A 17,377-nucleotide genomic window follows, 5' to 3' on the forward strand; every position below is an offset into this window, starting at 1 on the left:
AGCCCGCCGTCACGGGGTGTTGAGGTCGAGAGAACCGCTCGCCACGCCGTCGGTGTTGGTGCGCCGTGCCCGCTCCACGTACTCGGAGGCCTTGGTGGTCTCGGTCTGCAGCACGCCGATGGTCTGCGACATCGAGTCGAGCGCCCGGCTCTTGAAGTCGCTGATGGAGTCCATCGTGGCGTAGATGTTCGCGAACGCCTCCTGCAGCTGCTCGATGCCGATGGTCGAGCTCGCCGCCTGCTCCTGGATGGTCGCCGACTGGTCGGCGAGCATCTTGGAGGTCGAGGCGATCATGTTCGACGTCGTGGTGTTCAGCGCCCCGATCTGGTCCAGCACGAGCTTCTGGTTCGCGAGCGCCTGCGCCACGATGACGGCGGTGCGCAGCGCGGAGACCGTCGTGGTGGTGGCCCGGTCGACACCCTTGGTGAGCTCGATGTTGTTCTTGATGATGATGTCGATCGCGAGGTAGCCCTGGATGGACACGGCGAGCTGCGTGAGCAGGTCCTGGTGCTTCTGGCGCACGTAGAACAGGACGTCCTCGCTCAATGCCTTGGCCCGTTCGGGCTCGGCGATCTGCAGCTCGGCGATCTTCGTGGCGAGCTGGGCGTCGAGCCGCTCGGCCACGTAGATGTACTGGTTGAGGCGCGCCATCGTGTCCCAGAGGTTCTGCTTCTCCAGGTTGAGAGCCGCGTTGTCCTTGCGGAGCTCGTCCTGGCCGTTGTAGAGCGACTGGATGATCGCGTTGAGCTGCCCCTGCGCGGACTCGTAGCGGCGGAAGTAGTCCTGGAGCTTGTCGCCGAACGGGATGACGCCGAGGAACTTGCGCCCCACGCTCTTCTCGGACGGGTCCAGGTCCTCGACGGTGCGGCGCAGCTCCAGCAGTGTCTGGCCCACCTTGGAGCCGTCGGCCAGGCCGCCCTCCTTCAGCGCCCGGACGGGCGTGGCGAGCAGCCGGTTGCTGGAGTCAGCGGCCTGCCGGATGTCCTGGTCGCCCATGGTGCGCACGTCGTCGGCACGCTTGGCGAACTCCGGGCTCTTGGTGTCGGCGCTGAGCAGCCCGTCGAGGTAGGTGCTGACCTTCTTGTCGAGCGCCGGAGCCGCGGTGGGGTCCACCTTGGGCGCCATCTTGGGGGCCTGGGTCGCCGCGACGGGCTGGACCGGGTCGGGTGCGCTGAGCACCAGGGGCTCGGCGGCGGGGGCAGGCGGTTGAAGCGGCATCGGCTCGGTCATCGGTGCTCCTCGCGAGATAGGGCGTCCGAACGCGGCGAGTATATGCCGCGGGCCATCGCCGCTGGGGGGCGGAGGCGCTGCCCGGCGGGGTGAGAACGAGGGGGCGACCAGGAGAGTTCCCTACGGGCGGTGGGCACGGCCGCAGCCACTTCGACCTGCGCCGTGCTGTCCCGCTCTCGCGCTGTTTCATTTCACCCGGCAACGTCGGGGTGTGGCTCAGTCCAGGGTCTCGCGCGGCTCTCGCGTCCCGTGCGGCTCGCGCCGGACCAGCCGCCACGCGGACGGCAGCAGCAGGCCGGCGACCGCCCCCTTGACCAGGCCGCCCACGATGAACGGCGTGAGCCCTGCGGCGACGGCCTCGGCCGGGCCCAGCCCTGCCGCCAGCGCCAGCCACGGCACGCCGACGGCGAAGATCAGCGCCTGGCCGATGACGCCGAGAGCAAGGGTGCGCAGCGGGGTGCGGTCCCACCCGCGCTCGGCGAGCGCGCCCATCACGGCCGCGGCGAGGACGAACCCGATGAGGTACCCGCCGGTCGGGCCGGCCACCACCGAGATACCGCCGGCGCCGTCGGAGTACACGGGCACCCCGAGCCCGCCGAGCAGCACGTACACGCCCATGGCGGTCACGCCACGGCGCATCCCCATGGTGGCTCCGACGAGGATGACGGCGAGCGTCTGGCCGGTGACCGGCACGGGCGAACCCGGCACCGGGATGGCGACCTGCGCGAGCAGCGCGGTGAGCAGCACGGCCCCGCCGACCAGCGCGACCTCACGCGCCACGGTGCCGGACCAGGGCCGCAGGAGGTAGTCACGAGGGGCGGTAGCAGCGATCGACATGTGCACTCCAGGTTGGTGGGCGGCTACCAGTGTCGCGAGCGGTGTCGGGAACTGGCGCTGCGATGTTCGACAACCTTTGGTCACGGATCAGGTACCGGGCCCACTGTTGACACCCTGCCGGAGCCGCTGGCGTTCCCCGCAGGACGTGGGGCCGGGTCTGTCGGGCGTGGTCCGGTCCGAGCATGCACTTGGGCCTGGTTCTCGGCCGGTCAGCATGCGTGATTGCGTTCTGGAAGCGGACCTTGCCGGGAGCGGTCGGCCCGTCCAGCTCCTGGGTGGCTGGTGCGGCTCGGCGTCGAACCGCAAGATCGTGGTGCGGCTCGGCGTCGAACCGCAGGTCACGCGTCGATCCGGGCTCTGAGCGACGTGCTTCTTTCGGCTCGGCACGTGGGACCACGAGCATCGTGCGGTTCGGCACCAGCCACACTGCCTGATCGACCCACAAACTGCGGCTCGACGCCGGACAGCGTGGGCGTCCGCCTCGATCCGCCGGAATTCACCCGCGCCAGGGCTTCCGCGCGCCACGCGGCGGCGTAGATTTCTTCGGTGCTCACCGAGACGCCGCTGTGGCCGGAGCTGCCGACGCCGCACCCGGCGCCGTCCTCTCCGCGCGCCCGGCGGGCCGCTGAGCGCAGGGCACGCCGGGGCAGGCGCGTGCGGTGGGTCGTCGTCGCCGTCGTGCTGGGTCTGGGTTCGGCGACCGGTGGCGCGTATGCGCTCGGTCTGTTCGACCAGGCCCCGGTGGCCGCGCACGGGTCGTCGGCCGTGCCGGACGCGCAGGCGGCCGCCGACGAGGCAGTGACGCTCCGCGAGCAGCTCTCCGTCGAGATGAAGGCCGCGCGGACCGCCGCTGAGGGCCCGGACGGACAGGCCGCTCCCAAGCCGGAACGCCGCGCCCTCGACGCGGCCCTCGACGACGCCCGGCGGACGGCGACGGCGCTGGGTGCGGCGACCTGGTCGGCGTCGGGCACGCAGGAGCAGGCCGTCGCGCTGCTGGACCAGGTGGGCACGTTGCGTGCCGACGTCGAGGCGGCGACCGACGCCCTGCGGGAGGCCACCCGTCGGGTGGTCGAGTCCGGTCGGCAGGCCCGGCTCGAACGTGCCATGAGCGCGCTGGAGCAGGCGCGAGCCGACCTGCGGGAGACCGCGGCCGTGGGCGAGCAGGCCTTCGCCGAGTCGGCGGAGGTCGCCGGAGTGGCGGACCGCGAGGCCCTGCGAACGGCACTCGACCAGGCCGCCGACCTCGACGGTCGGGCGGGCGCGCTGTCGGAGCAGGTGCAGGGGCAGGGGAGCGCGGTGTCCGAGCTCCTCACGGAGATCGAGAAGGTGGCAGCGGCACTGTCCGCCACGACGGCGCAGGTCGAGGACGCCACCGCCGTGGTGCTGGCCGCGACCTCGGACGACGCGGTGGAGGTCGATGCGGACGCTGCCGAGGACCCGGCGGTCGCTGACGCCACCGACCCGGACACCGGAGCGGACGCCGGCACCACGGGCACGGACACCACGCCTGCCGGCACGTGCCCGGAACCCGACCAGGTGTGGACCGCGGAGAACGGCCACCTGTCGTCGTCGGAGCTGGCGTCGATCCCGTTCTCGTCGAGCCACTCCGTGCGCGCGGACGTCGTCGGTGGCCTCGCCGACCTGAACGCCGCGTACGCGGCCCAGTTCGGCGTGAACCTGACGATCAACTCCTCCTACCGCACCTACGCGCAGCAGGAGGCCCTGTACGACCCGTCGTCCAAGACGGCCGCGCCACCCGGGTGCTCCAACCACGGCACGGGCCCGGCGATCGACATCGGCGGTGGCGTGCAGACGTTCGGCTCGGCCCAGTACGAGTGGCTCAAGGCGAACGCCGAGGCGTACGGCTGGGTGCACCCGCCGTTCGCCGAGCCGTCCGGGCGCAACCCGGAGCCGTGGCACTGGCAGTCCGTCGAGGCGCCCAACAGCTACTGAGCCGCCGCGCCTGACCGAGCCCCTGGGGTGTGGTGCGCCTCACGTGGCGCCCACAGGCGGAATATCGCCGCGGGGACGGCGGGTTTGGGAGCATGAACGCAGTCGTTCGGACAACCTTCCAGACAGGATGTACACGTAGCCATGCCCTCGCGCCGGTTCTCCCGTCCGCGTGCTGCCGTCGTCGTCACGGCCGCCGTCGCTCTCCTGCTCGCCGCCTGCACAGCCGGGGGAGGGGGCGGGGAGCCCAGTGAGCCGGCGGGCGAACCGGTAGCCGGCGGAACCCTCACCTACGCGTCCGGTGACGCCGAGCCCTCGTGCCTCGACCCGCACGTCGGCGGCAACTACCCGCAGGCGCTCATCGCCACCCAGTACCTGGAGTCACTCGTCTCGCTGAACGAGGACGGCGAGGTCATCCCGTGGCTCGCCACCGAGTGGCAGGAGGGCGACGACGGCCTGAGCTGGGAGTTCTCCCTGCGTGAGGACGTGACCTTCACCGACGGCACGCCGTTCGACGCCGAGGCGGTGGCCGCCAACATCGCGCACGTGCAGGACCCCGCCACGGCGTCGTCGACCGGGTACCTCGCCCTGGCGAAGATCAAGGAGGTCGTCGCCGTCGACGACCACACGGTCCGCCTCGAGCTGAGCGCGCCCGACAGCGCGCTGCTGGAGTCGCTCTCGCAGGTGTGGGTGGCCATGGAGTCGCCCAAGGCGCTGGAGCGCAGCCAGGACGAGAACTGCGCGGCTCCGGTCGGCACCGGCCCGTTCGTCGTCGACGAGTGGGAACGCCAGGACTCCGTGACGCTCGTGCGCAACGACGACTACACCTCGCCGCCCGCCGACGCAGAGGGCACCGGCCTGCCGTACCTCGAGTCGATCGTGTGGCGGTTCATCCCGGACTCCGCGAGCCGCTACGCCGCGCTCCAGTCCGGTGAGGTGCAGGTCATCGACAACGCCCAGCCCGACACCATCCGGTCGGCCGCCTCCGACGACGCGATCGAGGAGCTGGACGCACCCCGCCCCGGCGCCGCCAACCGGATCGAGCTCAACTCCAGCAAGGCGCCGTTCGACGACGAGCTGGTCCGCGAGGCGTTCGTCCGCTCCGTGAACGTGGACGACGGCATCGAGGGCCTGTTCTTCGGCACCGCCGAACGCTCCTACTCGCCGCTGTCGAGCGTCGAGCCGCTCGGCCTGAGCCTGCCGGAGCTCTTCTCCGTCGACACCGACGCCGCCGCGGACCTGCTGGACGAGGCAGGCTGGACCGAACGCGATGCCGACGGGTACCGCGTCAAGGACGGCGAACGGCTCACCCTCGACTTCCCGGTGAGCACCAACCAGTCGATCCCCGCCGAGCAGTCCCTGTTCGAGCAGATCCAGGCGGACGCCAAGGCCGCGGGCTTCGAGGTCAGGCTGCACCCGCTCGACCTGTCCAGCTGGTACGGCGCGCTCGCCGAGAACGACTACGACCTCGTGAGCGCCCCGTACACGAAGGTGGGCCCGGACGTGCTGCGGATCCTGTACCACTCGGCCAGCATCGAGCCGGCGCCGAGCGGCTACTTCGCGAACCTCGCGCAGGTGGACGACCCCGCGGTGGACGACCTGCTCACCCGGGCCGCCGCCACGAGCAACCCCGACGACCGCCAGAGCCTGTACGAGCAGGCCCAGCGGATCATCCTGGAGGGTTACCACATCCTGCCGCTGTACGACCAGCAGAACCACTTCCTGTACTCGTCCACCGTGCAGGGTCTGCGGGCGATGCCGACGGTGTCGACGCCGACGTTCGCCGAGGCCTGGCTGGCGTCTTGACCCTTCCCGTCCCCACCACCGGGGCACGCAGGAGGCCGGCGCCGGGCAACCGGCGCTGGCTGCTCCTGCGGGCGGGCGGGGTCGTGTTCGTGCTCTGGGCCGCCGCGACCATCACGTTCTTCGCGCTCCGGCTGGTTCCCGGCGACCCGGCCCAGGCGATCCTCGGCGGCCCCGGGTCGCAGGCGGGCCCCGAGGCGCTGGCGCAGGTGCGCCGCGAGTACGGCCTCGACCAGCCGCTCGTCGTGCAGTACCTCACCTACCTCGGGCGGCTGCTGACCGGCGACCTCGGGCAGTCGTACTCCCTGCACAAGCCCGTGGCGACGGCGATCGGCGAGCAGCTCGGCCCGACGCTCGCCCTCGCACTGTGCTCGCTCGCGCTCGCCTGGGCGCTCGCGTGCGCGCTGGCGGCCTGGAGCGTGCGGGGCGGACGGGTCGCGTGGGCGATCGGGTCCGGGCTCGAGCTCGTGGCGGCCGCCGTGCCGCACTTCTGGCTCGCGACGGTCCTCATCCTGTTCTTCAGCCTGATGCTCGGCATCCTGCCGCCGGTCAGCGTGCCGGGGCCGCTCGGCATGGTGCTGCCGGCGCTCACCCTGGCCATCCCGCTGGCCGGCTTTCTCGGCCAGGTCATGCGCGAGTCCCTGCTGACCGCCATGGAGTCGCCCTTCGTCACCACGGCCCGGGCCCGCGGCGAGAGCGAGGTGCGGATCTTCTGGCGGCACACCCTGCGCCACGCCGCGATCCCCGCCGTCGGGCTGTCCGGCTGGGCGTTCGGCTCGCTGATCAGCGGGGCCGTGGTGGTCGAGTCCGTCTTCGCGCGCCAGGGCCTCGGCCGCAGCCTGCTGTCCGCCGTCCAGCTGCGCGACGTCACGCTGGTGACCGGCATCGTGCTCGTGGTCGCGATCGCCTACACGGTCATGACGCTCCTGACCGACGTCGCCGACCGGGCCATCGACCCGCGTGCACGGGCGGTGACGGAATGAGCGGCCCGCGCACCGCCGTCGTCGGCGCCACGTCGTTCCGGCCCACCGCCGGCGAGGTGCTCGCCGGCGTGGTCCTGGTGCTCCTCCTGCTCGCGGCGCTCTGGCCGGGTCTGCTCGCCCCCGGCGACCCGCTCGCCACCTCGCCCGCCGACGCCTTCCAGGCACCGTCGCCCGCGCACCTGTTCGGGACCGACGAGTCCGGCCGCGACATCTACACCCGTGTTGTCCACGGCGCGTCCGAGTCGCTCCTGATCGGCGTCCTGGCGACGGCCATCGGCATCGGCCTCGCGATAGTCCTCGGCTTCGTCGCGGGCCTCGGTCCGCGCTGGCTCGACTTCGGCACCACCCGGGTGGTCGAGGTGCTCTTCGCGTTCCCCGGCCTGCTGCTCGCCCTGCTGTTCATCGTCGTCACCGGTCCGGGCGTGCTGAGCTCGACGATCGCCGTCGGCCTGGCGACGGCCCCCGGGTACGCGCGCATCATCCGGTCCCAGGTGCGCCGGACGGCGTCCGCGGAGTTCGTCGAGGCGGCGCGCGTCCTGGGCCGCGGCCGGCTGTGGATCGTCACGCGCCACGTCCTGCCCAACGTGACCGCCGCGCTGTTCGTTCTCGCGACGCTCGGGCTCGGGCAGGCGATCATCTGGGTGTCGTCCCTGAGCTACTTCGGGCTGGGCGCTGTGCCGCCAGCCGCGGAGTGGGGGGCGATGCTCGCGGCGGGACGCACCTACATCGCCAACTTCTGGTGGATGACGTTCTTCCCAGGCCTCGCGATCGTCGCGAGCGCCGCCGCGGCCACCGTCGTCGGGCGCGGCATCCAGAAGCGGAACAGGAGCGCCGGATGACCGGGACGGAGCCGGGACGGGCAGCACCCGTGCTCGACGTGCGGGACCTGGTGGTCGCGTTCCCCGCCCGCGGGGCGGGGCGCGGCGGCGCACGGCGCGTCGTCGACGGCGTGAGCTTCCGCGTGGCGGCCGGCGAGTGCGTGGCGATCGTCGGCGAGTCCGGTTCGGGCAAGAGCGTCACCGCGCGCAGCGTCCTGGGCCTTGCCGGCCAGGGCGCGCGCGTCTCCGCGACGACGCTGACCGTCGGTGGGCAGGACGTGCGCACGCTGTCCGGCCGCGCGCTGCGCCGCCTGCGGGGCGGCACCGTCGGCCTGATCGCGCAGGACGCCCTCGTCTCCCTCGACCCGCTGCGGCCCGTCGGCCGGGAGATCGGCGACACGCTCGCCCTGCACACCGACCTCGACGCCGCGGCGCGCCGCGCGCGCACCGTCGAGCTCCTCGAACGCGTGGGCCTGCCGGACGCCGCGCTGCGCGCCCGCCAGCGCCCCGGCCAGCTCTCCGGCGGGCAACGCCAGCGCGCCCTCATCGCCTCGGGCATAGCCGCCGAGCCGGCGCTCGTCATCGCCGACGAGCCGACCACGGCCCTCGACCAGCCGGTCCAGGCCGGCGTGCTCCGCCTCCTGGGCGAGCTGCGTGACGACGGCACCGGTGTGCTGCTCATCAGCCACGACCTGTCGGTCGTGCGGGGCATCGCCGACCGGGTGCTCGTCATGACCGACGGCGTCGTGGTCGAGGAGGGGACTCCCGCCGAGGTGTTCGAGCGGCCACGGCACCCCTACACGCGCAAGCTCGTGGCCGCCGTCCCGGCGGGCCGGCCGCGCGGCACCACCCTGTCGGCCGAGGCCCCGGCGGCCGTCGCCCGTGCCGCGGGTGCCGAACGTAGGGATGGTCGCGGCACGGAGGCCGATGAAGCGACCAGGCCTTCGTTCGACGGCGCGGGTGGTTCGGGGGAGGTGCTGCTTCAGGCTGCTGGGGTCGCACGTACCTTTCACGTCGCGGGGCGGGAGATCGTGGCCGCCGCCGACGTCTCCTTCACGCTCCGCGCCGGGCGGACGCTCGGCCTGATCGGCGAGTCCGGGTCCGGCAAGTCCACCACCGCCCGGCTCCTGCTCGGGCTCGACCGGCCCGACGCCGGCGAGGTCACCCTGCTCGGCCAGCCGTGGAACCCGCTCCCCGAGGCCCGACGGCGCCCGCGCCGCTCCCTCGTCGGCGCGGTGTTCCAGGACGCGCTCAGCTCGTTCGACCCGCGCTGGACCGTCGGCGCCGTGCTGGCCGACGCCCTCACCCACGGCCGGACCACCCGGCCGGGACGCGTGCGCGCCGAGATCGCGGAGCTGCTGGACACCGTTGGCCTCGAGCCGGCCCTCGCCGCCCGCCGCCCGCTGCACCTGTCCGGGGGCCAGCGTCAGCGCGTCTCCGTCGCCCGCGCACTCGCGGCCGACCCCCGCGTGCTGATCCTCGACGAGCCCGTCTCCGCGCTCGACGTGTCGGTCCAGGCGCAGGTGCTCGACCTGCTGGACCGGCTCCAGCGCGAGCGCGGCCTCGCCTACCTCCTCATCACGCACGACCTCGGGGTGGCGCTGCACATGAGCGACGACATCGCGGTGCTGCAGGAGGGGCGCGTCGTCGCCTCCGGCCCGGCGGCGACCGTCTTCGACGATCCGCGGCACCCGTACGCGCGGCTGCTGCGGGACGCCTCGACGGCCGCCGCCCGCCGGGCGGGGGGAAGCTGAGGCACCCGGGCCCGTGCGGCTGCACGGACCCGGGGGTGCCTCGGGCAGGCCGTCAGAGCTCCGCGCGCGGCTCCGCGTCCAGCACGTCGAACGTGCCCAGCAGGCGCAGGTACGACGCGAAGGCCTCCTCGACCTGCTCCGGCCGCAACCCGTAGCGACCCAGGTCGTACTGGTGCGGCCGCGTCCCGGCCGGCCGGGCGAGCACCTGGTCGAGCCGCGCCTCGTCGCTCGCCGACCACGTCGCCCCGATGGCCGCGTACAGCCGCGGCACCTCCACGTGCGGGTCCGCGCTGAGCCGGTGGTAGGGGACGTCCACGATGGCCGACGGCGGCAGGTCGAGCCGCGACTCCAGGGCGCTGTCCACCCAGGTGACCATGGTGTCCAGCACGAGCTGCCCGACCTCCAGCGGGTCGGGGTCCTTCTGGTACATGGCCCACATCGTCTCCACGAGGCTGCAGGACGAGCCGAGCACGGTGGCCGGGTCGCGGTGCGTCCAGACGAAGGTGGCGTCCGGGAACACCTCCTTGATCGCCGCCATGTCGTTCAGGTGCCCTGGATACTTGACGATCCAGCGCCGGGGCTCGCGCCCGTGCTGCAGCACCTGCAGCCCCTGCTTGAGGTACGCGTAGTCGCCGGCCAGGTCGGCCGCGCTCCGCCGTGCGTACCAGCCGCGGTACGACGGGACGGAGCCGTGCAGCAGCGCCCAGTAGGTGCCGTGGGGGAGGAGCATCATCGACTCCTCCGGCTGCTCGGCGCGGCTGGGGTGCATGTGCTTCAGCTCGGGCGCGAGCAGACCCGTGACGAGCTGGCTGCCCTGGTCGAACTTCTTGATCTCGCGTGCGGCGACCGCTGGGTCCTCGAGACCGGTGTAGGACATCTCCCACATGAGCGGTCCCCGGTGGGCCGGCGACGCGGCCAGCACCCGATGGGCGAGCGTGGTCGCCGTACGCGGCAGCCCGAGCACGAACACCGGGTCGGTGACGGGCTCGGCGGCGATCTCCGGGCGCTCGGCCAGCAGGCGGTTGATGCGCAGCCGGTTGGCGTACCGGTCCTTGACCGAGTTGAGCACGAGGACCCAGCCCAGGGGCGTCAGCCGGGGTTCCGCGGCGATGCTCTGGAACACGACGCCGAGGCCCTCGGCGAACTTCCGGTCCTGCGTGCCCGCCTCGTTCTCGACCTGGGCGACTGCCTTGGCCCAGGCGCTCGCTGGATCGTCGCGCCCCCGGACGACGGGGGCGAAGACGGTGTTGAGAACCCTGGAGGCTCGGGTGGTACGGCTCACGATGTCCCTTCTCGTGCAATCGGCCTGGCGGGTCGTGCGGCGTACGGCGGCTATGGAACGTGCGGCGTCGGCGAGGGCTGTCGCTCGGGGCGGAAGACCACCGGGAGGGCGTCCAGCAGGCGGAAGCGGAAGTCAGGCGCCCACCGCAGGTCCTCGGCCCGGGCGGCGAGCGTGGGCGCGAGCCGGCGGTGCAGGGTCTCGGCCGACGTGCGGACGATCAGCCGCGCCAGGTGCGGGGCGGGACACGCATGGGTGCCCACCCCGAACGCGAGGTGGGCGCTGCTGCCGGAACCGTCCCACGTGCCCTCCCCGCGGATGCTCGGGTCCGTGCCCACCGCGCCGACCCCGAGCAGCAGCGCGTCCCCGCGCTGCACGAGCTTGCCGTCGAGCAGGAAGTCCTCGGCGGCGATCCGCGGCGCCAGCGTGCCGACCGGCGACGCGGTCCAGAGCACCTCGTCGAGCGCTTCGTCGGTGCCGAGCCGTCCGCCCGCGAGCCGTCCGGCGAACCGCTCGTCGGTCAGCGAGAGGTAGAGCGTCTGCCCGAGCCAGGCGCGCAGGCCGAGGGTCGCGGTCGCCGCGAGCGACAGGAGGCTGAGCGCGGCCTCGGCGGTGCTCTCGTAGGCGGTATGCCGGGCGAGCCGGCCGGCGGGGGTCGGCGCGCCGTCCGGCATCCGGGCGGCCGTCTGCCCGGTGAGCAGAAAGCTCACCTCGTGCACGGCCGAGGCGGCCTCCCGACCCGTGGTCCCGCGTGCGGCGGCCTCGAACACCTGCCGTGCGGTCGCGGCGTCGAACCCGAGGAGCGTGCCGAGCGTGAGGTGTGGCAGCGGCGCCACGTACTCGCGCACCAGGTCGGCCACGCCGGTCGCGGCGAAACCGTCGATGAGCTCGTCGCAGCGGGCACGGGTGGCCTTGGCGACCTCGGCGTCGTCGACCACGCCCAGCACCTCGTCGAGCGGGGTGCGCAGCCGGCCGTGCACGCTCCCGTCCGCCTGCTCCACGGTCAGCCGGTCGCCGGTGGCGAAGGGCCGCAGCAAGGGCGACCCGGTGGGCCGCGCCTCGTGGCCGCTCCAGGTTCCGGTCGCGTTCGTGAGGGGGAACTGGTCCCGGGCCATCGCGACGATGGTCCGGTACTCCGTCACCAGCCAGGCGCGGGTTCCGGGCTCCAGCTCGACGGGCGCGACGTCGCCCCACTCCTCGCGGAGCCGCGCGTGGAGGGGGCCCGTGTCGCGCGAGGCGGTCAGCTCGGTGACGGGCGTGACGGTGACAGGGTCGCCGAGCCTCAGGGGGCGGCCGGCGGAATCGCCGACGGCGTCGCCGGTGCCGGCGACGCCGTCGATCGTGGTCGTGGTCATCGTGTGCCCGTCTGGGTCGGGTACAGGGTTGTTGTTTCCGCCCAAACCATGCCGGATATGTGACTATCTGTCGAGGTATGTCCAGGATGAAATGACCTGGTGTTGGTGAGAAGTCACCAGGGCACCGAGCAGCGGCACCGGTCTCAGCCGGCGTCGGCCGAGGCACGCACCGTGGTGCGCTGCCGTGCGGCGACGAGGTGGGCCCGGATCACGGCGGCGCACACCACGACGACGAACACGGCCAGGCCCGCCCACACCATGACGGGGGTGACGTTGAGCCCGGCACCCTCGACGCCAGGGGTCCGCCCGCCGTCGCGCCCCGAGCCCGCCACGGCCAGCACCACGACGACCGTGAGCGACACCGCGACACGGGCCACCCAGCGGCCCACGATGTCCAGGGGGCGACGGCCCTGCCGGTGTGCCGGCGCGAGGATCCGGACCAGCAGCAGCGCCGCGACGGGCAGCTGCAGCAACCACACGGTGGTGCGGAACCAGCCGTCGAACCAGACGTTGGTGCCGTACAGCAGCGTGTGCCAGACGCTGAGGACGTAGACGACGATGATCGAGGCGTGCAGGACCCGCCACGTCTTGGCGCCGATCCGCCGTCGCGCGTAGTAGGCCAGCCCCAGCGGGATGGCCAGGTAGAAAGCCAGCAGCCCGATGAGGATCGCGATGACCCCCGTACCGCTGGGGTAGACGCCGGGCACGAAGACCCGCAGGAACGCGTACCAGAGATTGCCGGCCGGGTCGAGGCCCTCGGCGTTGCCGCGCACCTCCTCGGCGAAGAACCAGAAGGCGTGCCCGAACATCAGCACCACGGTGGTCAGGCTGGTGGTGCGGTGCAGCCTCTCGACGGCCGGCGGCGACAGGCGCAGCCAGGGCTGCGGACGGCTGGACCGGAGCAGGCCGAGCAGCACGGTGATCCACGCCCAGAGCAGACCCGACCAGCCGAACGCCTGGCACATCCAGTACATCCAGTAGGTCCCGGCGCCGCCCGCCAGGTACGGCATGACACCGAGCGTCGCCGACGTCCCGGCGTGCACGCGCCACGTCAGCAAGGCGAAGATCGCGAGGGTGATGACCAGCGCGATCGCGGCGTCCAGCCACGCTGCCCGGAGATCCTGGCGGAAGGCCGCGGCGTCGAACCAGCCGCGGACCTGACGGACGTCACTCATGTGGTTCCCCTCGCTCGTCATCGGGCGTATCACCGCCCGCGGGGGGCTTGCCCACAATCTAGGGATAGGTCAGACATTTGCCAATACTCATCCCGCGATGCGCAAAATGGCGCGCAGCCGCTGTCTGCCCAGGTCGTCCGTGGTGGCCGCCGCGGGGCCGCACGGCTACGTCGCCAGCGACCGCACCGTCTCGATCGTGTCCGCCTCCGTGGCGCCCTTGTCGTCGCGGTAGCGCAGCACCCGCGCGAAACGCAGCGCCAGCCCGCCCGGGTAGCGCGTCGAGCGCTGCAGCCCGTCGAACGCGACCTCCACGACCTGCTCCGGGCGGACCGTCACGACCCAGCCGTCGTCGTCGACCTCCAGCTCGCGGAACCGCGCCGTCTGCCACTCCAGCATCTCGTCGGTCATCCCCTTGAACGTCTTGCCCAGCATCACGAACCCACCCTCCGGGTCCCGTGCGCCGAGATGGATGTTCGACAGCCAGCCCTTCCTGCGCCCCGAGCCCCGCTCGACCGCGAGGACCACCAGGTCGAGCGTCTGGCGCGGCTTGACCTTGACCCAGCCCGCCCCCCGCCGCCCCGCCGCGTACGGCGCGTCGAGCGACTTCACCACCACGCCCTCCTGCCCCTCACGCAACGCACCCGCGAAGAACTCCGCCGCGGCCCCCGGATCCGCGGTCACCAGCCGGCGCGGCGTGTGCGGCCCCGCGACCTCGTCGAGCACCGCCAGGCGCTCGCGGAGCGGCGCGTCGACCAGGTCGCGCCCGTCCGCATGGAGCACGTCGAAGAAGAACGGGGCGAGCTGGAGCTGGGCCGCCAGCTCCGCCTCGGGCGTCGCCTCCCGGGTGGCCGAGCGCGCCGCCGTCTCCTGGAACGGCCGGGGCACGCCGTCTGGCCCCACGGCGAGCGCCTCGCCGTCGAGCACCAGCCGGTCGGACGGCAGCGCCCGCACGGCCTCGACGATCTCCGGGACGCGCGCGGTGATGTCGTCCAGCGAACGCGTGACGACGCGCACGTCGTCACCGAGCCGGTGCACCTGGACCCGGATGCCGTCGAGCTTGACGTCCACGCACAGCTCGGTGGGCTCGCCGGCGGAGGCCAGCTTCTCGAACGCGGCGGCCATGTCCGGCGCGGACTGCGCGAGCATGGGCCGCACGGGCCTGCCGACCTCGAGCGTGAACGTCGCCAGCGCGGTCAGCGGGTCGTCGGCGAGGAGCACGGCGCTCGCGACCGGGCCGGTCGCGCCACGCATCATGACGGCGCGGCGGACTGCGTCGGCCGGGACACCGGCCGCCTCGGCGACGGCGTCGACCACCACCGAGTCCAGCGCGCCCTGGCGTAGCTCGCCGGCGACGAGGCCGCGCAGGAGGGCCTGCTCGCGCTCGGTCGCGGTGCCGAAGAGCACGGTGGCGGCGGAGGCGCGAGCCTGCGCGGACCCGGTGCCTTCGAGTGCCGCCATCTCGGCGAACGCCGCGTCGACGTCCTGCACGGTGAGCGTCGGCTCCGTGGCCGGCCGCGGGAGGTCGCGCAGCGCGGCCCAGCCCAGCCCGGTGCGCCGCTGCCGGAGCGAGCCGGCGAGGTAGGCGACGACGATCTCGAGGTCGGCGGCGATCTCGTCCCTGGTGGGGTGGCCGTCCGCGGCCTGGCCCACGGCGGCCGGCTCGCCTGATCGGTCCCGCGTGGCCGTGCGGCGCAGCAGGTCGGCGATGGCGGCCCGCTTGGCGAGGCGCGAGCGGGTGGCGGCGACGGCGTCGGACGTGGCGGCGACCTCGGCGAGCAGCATGTTCCATCTTGACGTGCTTTCGGCCGGAGCGCGGGCGGACCGGGCGCCTGCCCCGGGGTCAGCCATGGGGCCAGGCGGCCACCGCAGCCCCGACGTCCGCCGCGGTACGGGCGGGGACGCCTGGCACGAGCTCGAACGGCGCTTCGCCCTGCTTCGGTGCGCGACGCCACGTGCCGATCAGACGCCCGTCCAGCAGCACCGCCGGGCGGAAGGTCCCGTTGGTGAACGGGACGACCGTCCGCATGGCCTCGGCGTCGGCGACCAGGCTACGGTCCTGGTAGCCCAGGACCACCTCGTCGAACCCGGGCACGAGCACCACGCCGGAGTGCTCGGTGAGCCACGAGGTGAGGCCGGCCGCGGCGCCCCCGCCGAGGCAGCGAGGGTCGGTCTCCCGCCCGACCAGCATCGCCGTGTCACCGACCCGCACCTCGACCAGGGCATCCGGTTCCGCCTCGCGGAGCTCGGACACCGCTGCGCGGACCGGCCGCTTGGGCAGGCCCAGCCACCAGGCGAGGTCGTCGTCGGTCGCGGGCCCCCGGCTGGTGAAGTAGGACCGTGCGATGCGGCGCAGGGCATCGCCGGGTCGCTCGGCCGGGGGACCGGGGTGGCCGGCGGGCGGCGTCGCGACCATCGCCTGCTGCGCTCCCGCGAACGGGCCCCAGTGCAGCACTCCGCGGAGCGCCAGGGTGACGATCAGGTGGTAGCCGCGCTGGCCCTCGACGGGCACGCCGGCCTGCCGCCACAGGTCGAGCATCGCGGCACGCGTGATCCCGCCGGCGTGGTCCGGCGCCGCGAGCGCCTCCCGGGTGAGTGCCTCCACGCGGTCCACGAGGGCGTCGTCCAGACCCTCGGTCTCGCGGGTGCGCCGGCCGGACCGGGTCACGCGCTCGGCCGTCAGCGAGACGAGGGCGGCGAGGTCGGCCGGTGTGGTGGCGAACAGGGTGCCGCGCTGGGTCCAGCCACGCACCAGGTCGCCGGCGTCGAACGCGGCGCGCACGTCCTCGACCGTGGTGCCCGGACGGGACCGGATCGCGATCGCCCGGAGCACCGCCGGCAGGTCCTGGCCCTGGAGCGCGACCATCCGCCGGACGGCGTCGACGGGGGACGGACCCGGCGCGTCCGGCTCGCCGCCCGGCCACCAGAGCCGTTGGGTGCGGAGACGCAGCCGGCGTGCGACCTCGGGGGCGATCTCTGTGGTTCCGGAGGGCATGCGGGAAGGCTACGTGGAGCCTCTGACACGCTGTTCGAGCCGGCGACGGGCCTACGGCAGCGGCGTGAAGCGCACGCCGCGGAGATAGTCGTACGAGACGTTGGCCGTCCGCACGGGGTCCGGCTGCTCGTCCCGCTCGATGACGTAGCTGTGCGCGCCCGGGTGTCGCAGGTGCGACAGGATTCCCGGGAAATCGATGGTCCCCTCGCCGAGGTCGGTCTCGATGCCTTCGGTGGGCGTCCCGTCCTTCAGATGGAGGAGCGGGAACCGCCGCTCGTAGGCGTCAAGGTACGGTCCGGGGTCGACGCCGGCCCGGAGGATCCAGTAGAGGTCCATCTCGAACCAGACGAGCTGCTGGTCCGTGCGGTCGAGCCAGATGTCGAACAGGATCTCCCCGGTCACCGGGTCGGTGTGGAACTCGTTGTCGTGCAGGTGTGCGTACCAGCGCAGCCCGTAGCTCTGTGCCGCCTCGCCCCACTGGTTCATCTCGTCGGCCATCCGGCGGTAGCCGTCCGCCGTCTGAGCGCCGTCCATGTAGGACACCCCGACGTACTGCTGGCCGAGCGTGACCGCCCGCTCGAACGTCGCCTCGGCCTGCGCGCCGCGGAAGTCGCTCGGGTTGTGGTGGCTGCCGATGACGCGGAGACCGTTGTCGTCCACGATCGTCCTGAACTGCTCAGGGGTGCGGTTGCCGTAGTCGTACGCGGGCTCGATCTCGCTGTAGCCCGCGTCGGCGAGCATCGCGAGGGTTCCCTCAGGGTCCGCGGCCAGCATCGTGCGCACCGAGTACAGGCCGAACCCGATCTTGCCCGGCGGTACCGGGCGCGCGCCGGGGCCGGCCGGTACGGCGGCCGTCGTGGCAGCGGGCGTGGCCGCCGACGCGACGGTGGCGCCGGACGTCACGGCGAGCGCGGCCGCCCCGGCGGCCTGGAGCAGGTGGCGGCGGCTCAACTTCTGAAGATCATTGGTCATCTTTGACACCTCTATCGATGGAAGTCGTGAAACATGACCATATGTACGGGAGTCGGGAAGGGCAAGGGCTCTGGTGCGCACCGACGCGCGCCGCTGCATCGTCGTGCGGGTCTGTCCCCGTTTGGCATGGTCAAGCCCTGCTGCACCTAGGTGTTGCTGGTCATGACGTTGGTGACGCCGGTCGGTAGCTTCGTGGCTGGGGGCTGGTTCCCGACGGCGGTGTGGGCCC

Annotated in this window: 13 protein-coding genes; 5 read left to right on the top strand and 8 right to left on the bottom strand. The window is 73.1% G+C overall.

The features are described from left to right. Positions 1 to 9: 9 nt before the first annotated feature. Complete coding sequence (locus ACYVK7_RS14785) at positions 10 to 1,230, bottom strand: toxic anion resistance protein (RefSeq protein WP_460888478.1); 1,221 nt, start codon at positions 1,228 to 1,230, stop codon at positions 10 to 12. 216 nt (positions 1,231 to 1,446) lie between these two features. Then, positions 1,447 to 2,067 (bottom strand): biotin transporter BioY, encoded by a 621-nt coding sequence (locus tag ACYVK7_RS14790; protein ID WP_460888479.1) that lies wholly within the window; start codon positions 2,065 to 2,067, stop codon positions 1,447 to 1,449. Between the two features lie 546 nt (positions 2,068 to 2,613). On the opposite strand from ACYVK7_RS14790, the gene ACYVK7_RS14795 reads away from it, so the two are divergent. The 5 genes from ACYVK7_RS14795 (at position 2,614) to ACYVK7_RS14815 (ending at position 9,375) form a co-directional block, all read left to right on the top strand. Continuing rightward, the gene (locus ACYVK7_RS14795; RefSeq protein WP_460888480.1) at positions 2,614 to 4,020 is read left to right on the top strand and encodes a M15 family metallopeptidase; all 1,407 of its coding nucleotides are present in this window, start codon (positions 2,614 to 2,616) and stop codon (positions 4,018 to 4,020) included. Positions 4,021 to 4,161: 141 nt separating this feature from the next. Then, the gene (locus ACYVK7_RS14800) at positions 4,162 to 5,823 is read left to right on the top strand and encodes an ABC transporter substrate-binding protein (protein ID WP_460888481.1); all 1,662 of its coding nucleotides are present in this window, start codon (positions 4,162 to 4,164) and stop codon (positions 5,821 to 5,823) included. Next, positions 5,820 to 6,803, top strand: a complete 984-nt coding sequence (locus ACYVK7_RS14805; RefSeq protein WP_460888482.1) for an ABC transporter permease — start codon at positions 5,820 to 5,822, stop codon at positions 6,801 to 6,803. The genes ACYVK7_RS14800 and ACYVK7_RS14805 overlap by 4 nt, the downstream gene beginning before the upstream one ends. After that, positions 6,800 to 7,642, top strand: a complete 843-nt coding sequence (locus ACYVK7_RS14810) for an ABC transporter permease (protein ID WP_460888483.1) — start codon at positions 6,800 to 6,802, stop codon at positions 7,640 to 7,642. The genes ACYVK7_RS14805 and ACYVK7_RS14810 overlap by 4 nt, the downstream gene beginning before the upstream one ends. Then, entirely contained in the window at positions 7,639 to 9,375 is a 1,737-nt protein-coding gene (locus tag ACYVK7_RS14815) for a dipeptide ABC transporter ATP-binding protein (protein WP_460888484.1), read from the top strand. The genes ACYVK7_RS14810 and ACYVK7_RS14815 overlap by 4 nt, the downstream gene beginning before the upstream one ends. Positions 9,376 to 9,427: 52 nt before the next feature. On the opposite strand, the gene ACYVK7_RS14820 is transcribed toward ACYVK7_RS14815, so the two are convergent. The 6 genes from ACYVK7_RS14820 to ACYVK7_RS14845 all read right to left on the bottom strand — a co-directional run bounded on the left by ACYVK7_RS14820 (position 9,428) and on the right by ACYVK7_RS14845 (position 17,148). Further along, on the bottom strand, positions 9,428 to 10,657 hold the full coding sequence (locus ACYVK7_RS14820; RefSeq protein WP_460888485.1) for a sulfotransferase family protein: 1,230 nt from the start codon (positions 10,655 to 10,657) through the stop codon (positions 9,428 to 9,430). Between the two features lie 50 nt (positions 10,658 to 10,707). Then, positions 10,708 to 12,009 carry a cytochrome P450 family protein gene (locus tag ACYVK7_RS14825; RefSeq protein ID WP_460888486.1) on the bottom strand — a complete coding sequence of 434 codons (1,302 nt, stop codon included), beginning with the start codon at positions 12,007 to 12,009 and terminating at the stop codon, positions 10,708 to 10,710. A gap of 143 nt (positions 12,010 to 12,152) precedes the next feature. After that, positions 12,153 to 13,184: a ferric reductase-like transmembrane domain-containing protein gene (locus ACYVK7_RS14830; RefSeq protein WP_460888487.1), complete on the bottom strand. Its 1,032-nt coding sequence runs from the start codon at positions 13,182 to 13,184 to the stop codon at positions 12,153 to 12,155. 165 nt (positions 13,185 to 13,349) lie between these two features. Then, complete coding sequence (locus ACYVK7_RS14835; protein WP_460888488.1) at positions 13,350 to 14,966, bottom strand: ATP-dependent DNA ligase; 1,617 nt, start codon at positions 14,964 to 14,966, stop codon at positions 13,350 to 13,352. 58 nt (positions 14,967 to 15,024) lie between these two features. After that, the gene (locus tag ACYVK7_RS14840; protein ID WP_460888489.1) at positions 15,025 to 16,176 is read right to left on the bottom strand and encodes a winged helix DNA-binding domain-containing protein; all 1,152 of its coding nucleotides are present in this window, start codon (positions 16,174 to 16,176) and stop codon (positions 15,025 to 15,027) included. A 51-nt stretch (positions 16,177 to 16,227) separates the two neighbouring features. Continuing rightward, positions 16,228 to 17,148 (bottom strand): sugar phosphate isomerase/epimerase family protein, encoded by a 921-nt coding sequence (locus tag ACYVK7_RS14845; protein ID WP_460888490.1) that lies wholly within the window; start codon positions 17,146 to 17,148, stop codon positions 16,228 to 16,230. Between the last annotated feature and the right edge of the window lie 229 nt (positions 17,149 to 17,377).

The organism is Promicromonospora xylanilytica (assembly GCF_054782895.1).